Genomic DNA, 13,358 nt, shown 5'->3' on the forward strand with positions numbered 1-13,358 from the left:
TCAAAGATTTAGCAGTTGGTACTTTAAAGATACAAGATGAAGCAGTCACTGTTCCAACATCAATCAAGTCAACAAGTGAAATCGTCGTTTCAGGAGCCTATAGTCCGCAATATAGCGATTATAATTCTCAACTTGCAGAGTGGGAGGCTAAATTCGGGAATTTATTAACAGCCACAATCAACCGATCAGGAGGGAAATGCCGAATAGATGCATCTTGTATTGCTTTTAAGAGTGAATACTTGACTGCGTATGCAGTGGATGGTGGCTCTCTTTCATATTTTGAAAGGTTAAACCTTAGGGCAGTTCTTTCGATCTACAGAAATGGAGCTTTAGTCGCCCGACAGGAAACACCCCCGACTGATGTGATGAGCTCTGGTGGATTTTATTTCACAGGAACTTTTGCAGTGAATGCGGGTATAGAAGACATTTTTAGTGGGACAGCTACTTACGTTCTCAAATTAGGTTTTGCAAATCGCAATACTCGCGCGATACGTATTACTTTAAACAGCACTACAGGTATTTTTAGCATTCAAAGTCCACAAATGATTCTGACGGAAATGAAGAAATGACAGCTATTATTTCAAAAAGAGGTGAGCTGCTACAGTTGATTTATGCAAATAAAGAAACCATTGCACTAAATAAACCGCTTGGTTGTTTGGCTGTTTCAGATCCTCCATCCTCAAATATGTATTACCGTGGGTGGTGGGCACATATACCCAAACAACCATCAACTCATCACATATTCGATTATGATTTGAAACAGTGGATTGATCCTCGGTCATTAGATCAAGCTAAAGAGCAGAAATGGTCGGAGATCAAAATTCAAAGAGAAACCGCCGAATATGGCGGTTTTTCTTTTTTAAACTTTACTTTTGAGTCAGATGTTACTTCTCAGTCCCGGATCATCACAGCCAGTGAACTTGGCGCAGATGTGGAATGGACTTTAAAAGACAACTCAATCGTTTCGCTAAATGCAGAACAATTGAAAGGTTTGAGAATTGCGTTAGCTCAGCATGTTTCAAACTGTCATTCAAGAAGTCGAATAGCTCGGCAACTTATTTATGACTCAGAAAGTATTGATCAAATAGAATCAATTCAGTTTTAGCACCCAACAGGGTGCTTTTTTATTGCCAAAAATTAGGGGGTTACATGTCTGAACAAGCGTTAGACACATCGGCTACAGCTCTTGTAGCAAGCAAAGCAGTTGGTTATGGGGGATCAGTTTCAGGCGTATTATCTGCTTGGCTTGGCTCAGTAGATATAGTTGTTTGGGTAAGTATTATTGTTGCAATTGGCGGTTTCTTAATGAACTTCTATTTCGCGCGTAAGAAAGACAAACGTGATGAACTAGAACACAAAGCCTATATCGCATCACTTCAAATTAAGGGGAAGATCGATGTCAAACAAGACTAAAATTTTAGTGGCTAGTCTAGCAGCTTCAGCTGCTTTTTTTACCTCTTTAATTGGCTATGAGGGGTACAAATCAAAGCCGTATTTAGATAGCGCTAAAGTGGCAACAATCGGTATCGGGTCCACATCATATGAAAATGGTACCAAGGTCAAAATGACAGATAAGCCAATTTCTAAAGAACGTGCGGTTCAAATTGCCAAGGCTCATATTGCTAAAGATGAAGTTGCTTTTCGTAAGTCGTTGCAGGACGTGAAGCTCACTCAGACTGAATATGATGTGTACTTGGACTTTGTTTATAACTATGGCCAAGCCAACTGGAACGGCTCATCAATGCTTCGTAATCTCAAAGCAGGGCAATACAAACAAGCATGTGCTTCATTACTGAAATACAAATATGTTGCAAAGCGTGATTGTTCGGTTCGATCTAATGGCTGCTATGGCGTTTGGACCCGTCAAAAGGAACGCTATAGCAAATGTATGGGGGCACAATGATGCAAGCATTCTTAGCGAAATTTTATGAAACCGTCATTATTGTTTTGGCGGTTTTTTTATTGTTAGCCATTACGGCTTTAGGTGTTCAGTCATGGCGTGTAAATCACTTTAAAAGCGAATACACATTATTGAATGCAAAATATAAAACAGAAGTTGCAGAAGCTAAAGCACTGGCACAAGAAGCCAAAGCCTCTGCAGCGCTCAAAGAAAAACATTGGTCTGAACAACAGTTAAAAGCGGAGCAAAACTATAATGCCAAAATTAAACAGATTAAGTCTGATGCTGATATTGCTCAGTCCAGCGCTGACAGCTTGTCAAAGCAACTCAAAATTGCAGGCAGTCGCTTGTCCAGCTCTACCAAAGAAACCATCGTTGAGTACACCATTGCCAACAGTGACATACTCGAAAACTGCATTACTGAATATCGAACAGTGGCAGAAAAAGCTGATGAACACGCAGCTGATGCAGAAAGATTGAGGGATGCATGGCCCTCTGAGTGAGGGCTTTATTCAACAGAATAAAATTCAATTTTTTATAACCAATTTGCCTAAAAAATAATCAAATATATTCTCAGGAATAATTTTGGAATAAAAAACCATTAAAAAGGCAAAAAATGCTAACTTGCGCATTTTCGCAAGCTTAAAATAAAATAGAAAAATATTGCCTTCTGCTATAGAATTAACTTGTTAAGAGTAAGATTCTATTTAGTTGATCATATGTGAATAGCGGATAGAGGACTATTCAATATAAAGTATTGGTAGTACTTTATATTCCTAATGGTTTGGTTTAGTTGGTAGCTAATCCAAACCATTTTCATATAGAAGTCTTATTCTCAGTATCAGCTGATATGGGATTAGTCGCGTTCTTTCTTTCCTCAACGTCTTCCTCAAAATCTAAAGGTATATTGATTGGCTCTTCTGTTGAATTAATACTGTTCCAGTGGTCAGCATCTAAAGATAACTGCAAAGCATCACCAATAATCCCATCTCTTCGTTTTATAAGAGATTTTTGCATTAATGGTCTAGGTGCTTCATCAATATCAATCCACAAAGATTGTTGTGAGCCAAGTTTAGGCACAGCATGATTTGCACGATAAGGACGTCCAGTTGCTTTGTCAGTCCTAGTTTCTTCTCTAGCTGCTACTGCAATTTTCTTTGCTAATAAGTCGAACGGATCAACTGGTTCTGGAAGCTTTATCCCTAAATTAGTAACTGCAAATTTTGCTACTTCTTTTAGGTCTACTTCAGTTACTCCTGTTTTCTTCTTATAAAGCCGTATGGCTTCTTGGAAGGCTTGATTTTGATTCACTTAGTTTTTACCTCTCTAGTTTTCAAGTGGATATACATCACCCCAACCATCTTTAGTTGCGTAAGGGAGAATGATTGAGCGAATAGGAACCAGATGCTTTCTGAATAAATTGAATTTTTGAGTATGATGTTGTAGTTTTCCTGCGATGATACCTGGATGTACTTTAACTGTATTAGCTAAACCCATGATATCTAGTTCGCTAAAAAATGGATGTTTTCTAGCGATAAAACTTTTCATCTTTTGTTCAGATATCGCGAAATACGCTGCTGCTTCATTAGCAATTTTTTCTTCAATGTCTGCATCTGGATCATCTTTTAAATCAACATCAATCTTAGGAGAATCTTTACCATGACCTTGCAACACGTGTTCAAGTTCATGACGCAATACAAACCAAAAGTTATCAATGCGATCAAATCTCAAAGACATGCCAATAACAGGGGATAAACCATCATTAATCCAAAAACAAACACCATCCATTTTCGAACCTTTTAATGATTCAACAATGACTAATCGAATACCGTGTTCAGCAAGAATACCTGGTACTTTTCTTATTTCTTCTGGTGAGTAAAGTAACGTTTTAAGTTTTTCAACTGCAGCCTCACCTTTTTTCTGAGTATAAGTAGGCACAATCATTTCTAAAGCAATACGTTGGACATGATTAATCCATGCTGATTGAATGGGTGTGGTCTGATCATATTCAGAAGATTTTTTTGCACTATGGGTTACAGGCTTTAGGATTTCTTCTAGAGATGAAGCTTTGAAAAGTTTTAATAATTCAGCTTCAATTTTAGTGAAGTCTTTTTTGTTTTCCACATCCAACCATGATCTATTGATCATTTCTGCAATTGGAAGGCTACCAAATAGCTTAGCTCTATATTCTCGTTGAGGGTCAGGGACTTGTTTAATACGCGCTTTTGCAATTTCATATTTGGATTGTAATATTAAAAACTCCTCAGCGGGAACTTTAAAAATATCTTCAAGCGTAAGAGCTAAATCAGGCGAAATCGCTTTTTTATCCTGTAATAAGCGATTAACACCAGATTCATCAATCTGTAAAATTCCAGATAAAACCCTTCCATTCCACCCCTTTTCATTCAAAAGTGCAGAAATAGCTTGTCCAGGCGTACGATAAGTATCAATGAGTGTATTCATAATATGCAAAATACATCAGTTTGCACAATTTCGCAAGTTACGAAATACTTTTATTAGGTTTATTTTATCTTTGTATTAACTGATCCCTTGCCCTAAACTCTTAAAACTTGAGTCAGGGCAGGGTAAAGAAATCACACTATGGATCATCGACACGGTTTCTAAATACAATGAGTGTAGCGCTTTGAATGATGTGAAGAATAAAGCCCTTAGTTGAGGGCTTTAATTACACCTAATTTACACCAAAAAAATAATAGCAATTGTAAGATATTGAAATTAAAAATAAATATTTAAAAGTAAAACCATTCGGTGATTGTTTTCATTTGGCGCTCCATGCATGTGGTTGGCTATATTTATTTTTTGCTGAAAACAATATAAATCAGAATAATGTTTTGGTCAAAATAGCGACTTTAATTAACGTGAGTATGACTTAACTATATCTTTAACTTATTGAAAAGCAATGATCTCGACGGAGTCTTGCTGAGCTTACATTCAATTTCAGGATCAGCCTGCGGCTCGCCCTACTTTTCTTTCGGGATGAGGAGCGAAGCTCCGCAAGGGTAACCATCTTGCGCAGCTACATCGCTGCTCACCGCAAAACTCGTCGACCACCAGTAACGCATTCAATGAATCGCAGAAATAACACTTTTTTGAATGAAGTCCTGCCTCAGACAGTTGCGGATGACGTTTCCACGTATCATATTTCATCAAAAATTTTATATCGAAATCAGGTTAATTAAAAATAAGTGCTGGTCAGGGGATTTCAATGTGTTGCCTGATAGAAATTTAAAATATCACGTGCCCATGTTTGGTGTTCTGGTTTAAGTGTGACTTTGATTTCCTGAAAATTGGTGACATCGTTGCCATCGCTTTCGTCGGCATAATAGGCGATCCCATGTGTTTTATTGGGATAGTTGGGAATTTGATAGCTAAAATATACTTTATTTTTATTGGCTTTGACGATGTTTAACAGGTGATTTTTATCTTCAATGGCACCAAATTCATTGTCTAAACTGAGCTTTTTGATATTGGGGAAATACAAACTTGCGCTATGCATGGCACAGCCAGCACACGCGGATGAATTATAAATGGTGATGGCTTCATCTTTTTTACGGCTTGCCAGCACAGCATACGCAATGCCAGAAGGTCCCATATCCGTGCTGCTCACTTGCCATGAAAGGGGGACAAGTACAGGACCAATACCCGGCAGCAAGATGATTTTAAAGTTTTTTGCTTGAGTCGCAGATAATGTATAACTGAACTGACATTTCACTTGTTGGGTATTGTTGATCTTACAGATGGAATCATCTTTGTAGAATCCTGTATCGTTAAAAGGATTGGGAATTGCTGCAATATAGGTATCCACTGTTACATTATTGCTGAGAGTAGCTGCGGGAAGTTGTTCAAGTTGGTGTTGTGGCTGAGGTGCTTGGTTGGTTTTTAGATCAGGAAAAGTGGCTTTGAAAATAGCGATATCTCCATAAGCAAAACCACTTAGGCCCAATAGTATGATTAAAAATTTCGAATTGAGCATGTCCTATCTCGACTATCCCTTACTGATCCTTATTGGGGACTTTGATAAATCAATTGACCTTCTTTATAGGTTGCCAATATTTTGATGTCTTTAATCTTTTGAGTGGGCACTTTTAATGGGTCTTGATCTATCACCACAAGATCCGCTAATTTGCCTTTTTCTAAGGTACCTTTGTCTTTTTCTTCAAAGTATTGGTATGCGGCCCAATCTGTGACTGATTTTAATGCAATATAAGGACTGACTTTTTGATTCTCACCTAATACATCTCCAGAACGGGTGGTACGATTGACGGTTGCATCAATCACCATCATATTTTTAGGAGGGATGACTGGAGCATCATGGTGCTCAGTAAAAATCATATTTTTTCTTAATGCAGAACCTGTAGGGGAAATTCGGTTGGCACGTTCTGCGCCGAGCGTTTCATGTTTATGCCAATCGCCCCAGTAGTAAGTATGTAATGAGAAGAACGAAGGAATAAGCCCTAATTTCTTGGCTTGATCTAATTGATCCTCACGCATGGTTTGCGCATGAATAATCACATTGCGGCGATCTGCTTGGCCATATTGTGCATTGGCTGTCTCAATAGTTGCGAGATATTGGTCAATTGCAGCATCACCATTGGCATGTGCAAGAATTTGCCAATGGTTTTTATAAGCCAGATTAATTGCATCTTGAACCATTTTTGTATCTGGGTAGGCTGGATAACCACGATAGTCTTTAGTTTTTCCTTCTGGTGGGATGAAGTAAGGCTGCGTTAGCCATGCGGTTTTGCCTTGCGGGGAGCCATCTAGACTGATTTTAACCCCACCAATTCTAAAATGATTTTGATAATTGAGGCTACTGTCATTTTTCAGCATGTAATCTTTTTCATTGATGATATCTGGATAAACCACGACATCAATATTCAATTGATTGATGGCCGCAAAACTTCGCCATAATTCAGCTGTACCATGATCTGCACGACCTTCTTGTACAGTGGTATAGCCATTTTTGATATAGGTATTCAGTGCTGTTTTTGCCATATTTTGCATGATTTCAGGTGGAACTTTGCTAAACGCAGTTGCCATTGCTGAAAAAACAGCAGCTTCTTCAAGTACACCATTGGGTTCTTGAGAATTTGCTTTACGACGAATAATCCCGCCAGTTGGATTTGGGGTATTTTTATTGATGTTTAAAAGTTCAAGAGCCTTATGATTGACAGAGGCTAAGTGTCCTGACTGATGTAAAACAATAATCGGGTGATTGGTGGAAACCAAGTCTAAATCATCTGCTGTAGGATGTCGTTTTTCTTTAATTTGGGCGTCATCATAACCATTTCCAATAATCCAGCCTGAGGTTGCTTTGATAAAGTCAGGATTGTTTTGTTGCCACAATGAAAGTTCATGAATTAATGATGCAATATCTGAAACGTTACCATCTGGCGTAGGGTAGAGATTTGCCACAGTTTGCTGTAGACCGACACTATTTAAATGACTATGTGCATCAATAAAACCAGGCAGCAGGGTATGACTGTTTAAGTTAAACTCTTGGGTATTTTTTTGTTTTAACTTTTGCGCTTGTTTTAAATCACCTGCAAAGACAATTCTTCCATCCTTGACCAGGAGCGCTTCGACATAATGGGGTGACATGCCTTGCATGGTTAAAATTGAGCCACCGTAAAATAGCGTGTTTGTTTGCGTCAATGTTGCAAGATCCGCGGGTGTATTCGTGTTTGTTGGAGATATTGTGGTACATGCGCTAAGCGAGCCAAGGCCAATTACGCAGATGATGGGTGCAATTGCATGGACAAGTTTTGATGGAACGCTGATTTGTAACATGAATAATCCCCCAATTTTGTTTTATTAAATATTGCTGAAAACAGATGAATTGAATTGTTTATTTTATTCAAACTAGCAAAGATTGTGATCTGCGTATAGATTTGATATGTGTATAAAAATAATGACTGTTTTTAAATTTTAGCAATGATCTTGATTCATCCTAAACGATTTTTTATTTATATACAGCCTAAATAAATCTTTTTCTAAAATAAATCACACACAACAGTGCCAGTGCTAAACCAATAAATGAGGGGCCATAACCGATAGGAGTAGCAAGTAAGCCAACAATTACTGCTCCTGCTACAGCCCCACCATAATTAAAAATATTCACCCGTGCGATAATTTCATCGCGTCGATTTTCATCTATACGACCTGCTGCTGAAAATGTCAGCGGGACTAATGCGCCTACAGCAACACCAGCCAGTGCAAAACCAGCAATGACAATCGCCAATGAATGCCCTAAGCCAGCGATTGCACAGCCCGTTGCACCAATCAGCGTTGTGATGAAGGCAACCCATGCAGCGCTTTTAAATTTTAAAAGATAATCCAGACTTAAACGTGTGAGTAAAATACCCATTTGGTAAGCAGCATAACCCAATGGGGCGACTGTGGCTGAGCTTGCTAAAATATCTTTAAGATAAATTGAACTCCACGTGCTGATTGCTGAATCAACAGTAAAGGCGATGAGAATGATCACACCAAAAATAAGCAATTGTTTATGCGGAATTGGCGAACGTTGTTGAGGATGTAGGGCAGCATTTTCTTTTTGTTGAAATAACCAACGTTTTGACACTTGCGATGTAATCAAACACATCACGACAGCAATGCACAATGCTGCTGTTGCCCCAAGTGTGGTTGAGACTGTCGCAGACATGATTAACGCGCCAAGGAAAGCAGCAGCGGTATAACAGGCAAAGAAACCGCCCAAGGCGCTTTTTCCAAGTTTTTGCTCCATCATGACAGCTTGCATATTCAATGCCGCATCTAAACATCCGAGTCCAAGCCCATAAAGTAAAAAACTAGCGACCATGATCATGACACTAGGACTAAATGCTGCAATTGCAATACCGATGCCTTCAAATAGCAAGCCGATAACAATAGCCAGCCTTGAACCTAGTTTCACAGCGAGTCGATCTGCCAAAATAGAACCCAACGCTGCTGCAATACAGACGCCAAGGATAATAATCGACAGTTGATCATCTGAAAGTCTGAATCGGTTTTTGATTGTAGGAAGCGCGGTCATGACGCTGGCATAACCCAAGCCTTGCGTGGCAAAACCAAGTGCGATTACTTTTTGGGTTTTGCTGAGGGATGTATGCGCGAAGTTTGGCGTTTTGCTGTTCACGTCCATGCATGGCTCACTTTTTTACTTTTAGAATTTAAACTTCGGTTTTCGTTTTGCTGTTTAGTGATACATCCTGTATCGACTCGCATTTTATTTTATCTGGAATGCATTTAAAGAAAAGGGGCATAACTGGAAAGTTAAGGGGGCAATTCGGACATCTGTATTTTTATTTTTTGCAATAAAAAAGCCACTGGAAAGTGGCTTTTGTTAAATGCATGCAGTGATTTACGAGTTTGGACCATCTACGCGTTCAATATTAACGCGTGCTGTTCCTGAATTTGTAATACCTAAACGCTTAGCAGCGCCGTAAGAGAGGTCAAGTACACGGTTACCATGGAAAGGACCACGATCGTTGACTTTAACCACTACGCTTTTACCATTGTCTTTATTGGTTACACGAATAAAGCAGTTTAATGGCAAGCTACGGTGTGCAGCAGTCAAATCATTCATATCGAATGTGTCACCGCTTGCGGTTTTACGGCCGTGGAACTGACGACCGTACCAAGATGCAACACCAGTTTGGCTAAATTTGCGAACTGTGTTTGAAGCAACTTCATTAAGTTTATCAATTACTGAAGGCTCATCTTCAGGAACTTGAATCTTTGCTGCAATAGTTTGACGACGGACTTGATCGCCAGAACGTTCAGTAATTGACAAACTGTTTAGGTTTGAAAAATGAGAGTTGAAATTTGTTGAATCTTTGCTAATCACACGAGAAGCTAGACTCGAACTATCCGAATCATTGTTTAAGTATGATGACTGAACCATTTCTGAGTTGACCTGCGTCATACTCAGACCCATGGTCAGGGCCATCATATATTTTAGTGAAGCATGCATCGTTTAACTCCTTGGAACCTCAATTTTAACTTTCTAAGTCGCTGAAAATTAACCATAGAGGTCTGTAAATTCACTTTTGCAACTGCATTTAACGGAAAGGATGATATTCAAGCTGGAATAAATGTGTCTAGCATTATTTAAGAAACAGTTACAAAAAGGACAAATTCTTACAGGTTTTGATTAAAAAATAAACAATATTGTAACAAGATGTGCAAAAAGTATTAAATGTGATCAAATTAACATAAAAAAATCTTGACTTATTTGTTGTTCAGGAAATTGCAAGTCTTAACGACTTACAATTTCGGTGCCTAAAAGCCATAAAGCAGTGGCATACATACGGCTTCTATTATATGTCGTAATCACTTGAAAATTAGGATAAGTAATATAATAAATAGGGCCATTGCTGTCCTGTAATTGAATCACATTAACCAAATCTAAGTCATCAATTTTGACGATTGGATTTAATGGAGAAATCCCTAAATTTTTAAGTGATCCATAGGGAACAGGCTGAGTTAAATCTTTTGCAATAACTGCTTCAGGATTGTTCCCTGTATAACGCGCTAAAAACGCAATAGGGCGATCACGCTGCCAGCCATGTTGAGCCAGATAGTTGGCAATTGAACCAATCGCATCGACCGCAGAGTTACGCAAGTCAACATGACCATTTCCATCGTAATCCACGCCAAATTTAGACACATTACTTGGCATAAATTGCGGATAACCTACTGCACCTGCATAAGAGCCAACAATCGAATTGGTTGGAACGCCATCTTTATATGACCATGCAATTAAAGCACCCAACTCATCTTGGAAATATTGCGCACGGCGAGGATAACCAAAACCGAGGGTTGCAAGTGCATCACGGGTGATAAAGGAGCCCTTATTTGAGCCATAACCTGTTTCGACCCCTAGAATGCCTAGGATGATTGCTTGAGGCACCCCAAACTGCTGTTCTGCGCGATTTAGCGTATCTGCATATTGTTGCTTAAAACGCACACCACGTTGGATGGTGCCTTCAGCTAAAAAATTAGTCTTATACTGATACCAAGGTTTACTTTCACCTGGTCGTTCCATAATGCTGATGATATTGGGTAAATTGCGTGAGCCATTCATTGCCCAATCAATTTGTTCGCTACTTAAACCATAGGTTTGCATGGTTTTGGCTTTAAAATTATTGTATTCAGGGTTGCTAGCAAAATCATTGGCTTGGCAGAAACTGGTCAGTGAAAATGCAGCTGCGCAAAAAGTGATGTTTTTAACCTTCTGTAAAAGCCCAAAAGTAAACATAGGTTATATTTCCTAATTATTTATGATAAAAAATTAACGATGTGTATGTATAGACATCACAATGCCAAAAGTGGCCATTAAAGTAATAATTGCAGTACCACCATAACTCATAAAAGGTAATGGCACACCGACTACAGGTAAAATACCACTGACCATGCCTGCATTTACAAATACATAAACAAAAAATGACAAAGCAAAAGTACCTGCGACAAGACGGCCAAAATTATGGAAGCATTGTAGACTCATTTGAAAGGTTCTAAAGATAATACAAAAGTAAATGATGATCAGAAGTAGGATACCAATCAGACCGAATTCTTCGGAAAATGCTGCAATAATAAAGTCAGTATGACCTTCAGGTAAAAAGTGTAAGTGTGACTGAGTACCTTCTAAATAGCCTTTGCCCATAAAGCCACCCGAACCTATCGCTGTTTTAGACTGTATAATGTTCCAACCTGTGCCTAAGGCATCAGCTTCCGGATTAAATAAAGTTAAAACCCGTTGTCTTTGATAATCATGGAGTAGAAACTCCCAAGCTATTGGAATAATCACTGCAACAGCACTCACTGCGCCTACAATCATTTTCCAAGAAAGACCACTCAGAAATAATACAAAAATTCCACTGGCTAAGATGAGTAGTGACGTCCCTAAATCGGGTTGTTCTGCAATTAGTATAAAAGGAATACCAATCATAATCAGTGATAAAAACACATTTTTAAAACTAGGCGGTAGAGGATTGCGAGATAAAAACCATGCAATCATCAATGGCATACCAATTTTTAAAAACTCACTGGGTTGAACGCTGCCAAAACCTGGAATCCCAATCCAGCGTTGAGCACCCATGCGAACCTCACCAAATACTTTGACCGCAACTAAGCAGAGCAGTCCAAACAGATAAAAGTAGGGTGCAAATGCTTGATAAACTTTAGGGGGAATTTGGGCTAAACCACACATGACGAGAAAACCGATACCAAAGCTCATGGCTTGTTTGTAAACCAGCCCCATATCTTGTGCAGAAGCACTATAAAGGACGGTTAAACCAAGCATCGCGTTTAAAATTAGAAATAAGCTCAACCAAGGGTCAATATGGAGTTTTTGCCAGCGTGAGGGGATCATGGCAGTACTCAGACCATCACGAGGAGATTGACGTAAAAATTTATATTGAGAGCTTGGTGCCATTGGTCTATTTTGTGCGGGAAATGTGTTTTGCGAATGCTATCACAATCCCCCTTGAAGGCAATGAATATCAATACTTTGCAACAAAATTATGACCTGAATTTTGTGATTATTTTGAGGTTGAAATATTTAAATTAGAAAATAGTAGGTTAAAGAGATTGAATTAAATGGTTTTGACTTTGAAAAGGTCTTATATGGATCTAGGGATAGTATTTTATAATGATTTTAAGTTTATGAATTTAATGGTTAATTACTATCCTTAAAAGCATAGCTCAGTAACTTTATAAAAAATGCCCTTACAAAGAAGGGCATTTTTATATTTAAAAATCCAATTGAATTTTAACGATCAATTAAAAAATAAAGTATCGTAATATTCTGCAACAGCTGTGATCTCATCTTTATTTAAATTTGGAATCAATTTGTCAATTGCCATGTGGACTGCCTTACCTACAGCGGAAGCCCCTATATCTGCAGCTTTACGTTTGATCATACCCAAATCGAGCGTTTTATTGAAATCGCGCATAAAATGGTTAATCGTCGCATCTGAGAATTGTTTGAATTGTTCAGACAAAACTGCACGATTTACATCACCATTTGCTTTGACTTCAGCAAAGCTATTTTTAAGATTGATGACTAAACTTGAGTCTAAATTCACTCCCACACGGAATTGACCTTGTGGATCTTTAAATAGGCTACGTTCGGAAAAATCTACAGACTGACGAACCACATCATTGTCTGCCTTACTTAACAATTGTTTAAGTAAAACAGCAACAGTTGATTTGACATAGCCTGCTAATTTTTCAGCAGTATCTCGTTTGTCGCTTGCAGGGAAGCGACGAACAAGTTCAATCAAAAGCGTATCAATAATTTCTTCATTAATGAGTAAGGCAGTTTGATCACGTAAAGGATAAAGTGGTTCGTTAGAGTTTTTTTTCTCAATACCAGTCTGAATGTTCTTTAATAGTTCTTCAGAAGGTACAAAACCAAAAAAAGGCATGTTTTCAA

General features: G+C 38.4%; 13 protein-coding genes and 1 pseudogene. 5 read left to right on the forward strand and 9 right to left on the reverse strand.

Annotation, left to right across the window (positions count from 1 at the left end):
- The 5 genes and pseudogenes from ACG9ZL_RS19125 to ACG9ZL_RS19145 form a co-directional block, all read left to right on the forward strand.
- Positions 1–569, forward strand: a pseudogene (locus ACG9ZL_RS19125) (TipJ family phage tail tip protein); the annotation flags it as partial.
- Entirely contained in the window at positions 566–1,105 is a 540-nt protein-coding gene (locus ACG9ZL_RS19130; RefSeq protein WP_419361280.1) for a DUF4376 domain-containing protein, read from the forward strand. The pseudogene ACG9ZL_RS19125 and the gene ACG9ZL_RS19130, both read left to right, overlap by 4 nt.
- Before the next feature lie 44 nt (positions 1,106–1,149).
- Positions 1,150–1,413: a holin gene (locus tag ACG9ZL_RS19135; RefSeq protein WP_419314941.1), complete on the forward strand. Its 264-nt coding sequence runs from the start codon at positions 1,150–1,152 to the stop codon at positions 1,411–1,413.
- Complete coding sequence (locus tag ACG9ZL_RS19140) at positions 1,397–1,903, forward strand: lysozyme (protein WP_419361283.1); 507 nt, start codon at positions 1,397–1,399, stop codon at positions 1,901–1,903. Before ACG9ZL_RS19135 ends, ACG9ZL_RS19140 begins: the two co-directional genes overlap by 17 nt.
- Positions 1,900–2,403 carry a hypothetical protein gene (locus tag ACG9ZL_RS19145; protein ID WP_419361285.1) on the forward strand — a complete coding sequence of 168 codons (504 nt, stop codon included), beginning with the start codon at positions 1,900–1,902 and terminating at the stop codon, positions 2,401–2,403. The genes ACG9ZL_RS19140 and ACG9ZL_RS19145 overlap by 4 nt, the downstream gene beginning before the upstream one ends.
- Positions 2,404–2,716: 313 nt before the next feature.
- On the opposite strand, the gene ACG9ZL_RS19150 is transcribed toward ACG9ZL_RS19145, so the two are convergent.
- The 9 genes from ACG9ZL_RS19150 to ACG9ZL_RS19190 all read right to left on the reverse strand — a co-directional run bounded on the left by ACG9ZL_RS19150 (position 2,717) and on the right by ACG9ZL_RS19190 (position 13,350).
- Positions 2,717–3,211, reverse strand: a complete 495-nt coding sequence (locus ACG9ZL_RS19150; protein WP_314340922.1) for a hypothetical protein — start codon at positions 3,209–3,211, stop codon at positions 2,717–2,719.
- Positions 3,212–3,226: 15 nt separating this feature from the next.
- Positions 3,227–4,363, reverse strand: coding sequence for an ImmA/IrrE family metallo-endopeptidase (locus tag ACG9ZL_RS19155; RefSeq protein ID WP_314340924.1), 1,137 nt, complete (start codon positions 4,361–4,363; stop codon positions 3,227–3,229).
- A 760-nt stretch (positions 4,364–5,123) separates the two neighbouring features.
- Complete coding sequence (locus ACG9ZL_RS19160; RefSeq protein ID WP_419361290.1) at positions 5,124–5,894, reverse strand: DUF4850 domain-containing protein; 771 nt, start codon at positions 5,892–5,894, stop codon at positions 5,124–5,126.
- 29 nt (positions 5,895–5,923) lie between these two features.
- Positions 5,924–7,711: an amidohydrolase gene (locus ACG9ZL_RS19165; protein ID WP_419361293.1), complete on the reverse strand. Its 1,788-nt coding sequence runs from the start codon at positions 7,709–7,711 to the stop codon at positions 5,924–5,926.
- Between the two features lie 187 nt (positions 7,712–7,898).
- Positions 7,899–9,062, reverse strand: coding sequence for an MFS transporter (locus ACG9ZL_RS19170; protein WP_419361296.1), 1,164 nt, complete (start codon positions 9,060–9,062; stop codon positions 7,899–7,901).
- Between the two features lie 219 nt (positions 9,063–9,281).
- Entirely contained in the window at positions 9,282–9,893 is a 612-nt protein-coding gene (locus ACG9ZL_RS19175) for a septal ring lytic transglycosylase RlpA family protein (protein ID WP_004722011.1), read from the reverse strand.
- A gap of 285 nt (positions 9,894–10,178) precedes the next feature.
- Positions 10,179–11,180 carry a lytic murein transglycosylase B gene (gene mltB / locus ACG9ZL_RS19180; RefSeq protein WP_004820018.1) on the reverse strand — a complete coding sequence of 334 codons (1,002 nt, stop codon included), beginning with the start codon at positions 11,178–11,180 and terminating at the stop codon, positions 10,179–10,181.
- Between the two features lie 33 nt (positions 11,181–11,213).
- Positions 11,214–12,356 (reverse strand): rod shape-determining protein RodA, encoded by a 1,143-nt coding sequence (gene rodA / locus ACG9ZL_RS19185; RefSeq protein WP_419361299.1) that lies wholly within the window; start codon positions 12,354–12,356, stop codon positions 11,214–11,216.
- Positions 12,357–12,699: 343 nt separating this feature from the next.
- A complete protein-coding gene (locus ACG9ZL_RS19190; protein ID WP_336953892.1) occupies positions 12,700–13,350 on the reverse strand; it encodes a hypothetical protein in 651 nt (216 codons plus the stop codon).
- Between the last annotated feature and the right edge of the window lie 8 nt (positions 13,351–13,358).

It is taken from the genome of Acinetobacter legionensis (assembly GCF_048551735.1).
Lineage (GTDB): Bacteria > Pseudomonadota > Gammaproteobacteria > Pseudomonadales > Moraxellaceae > Acinetobacter.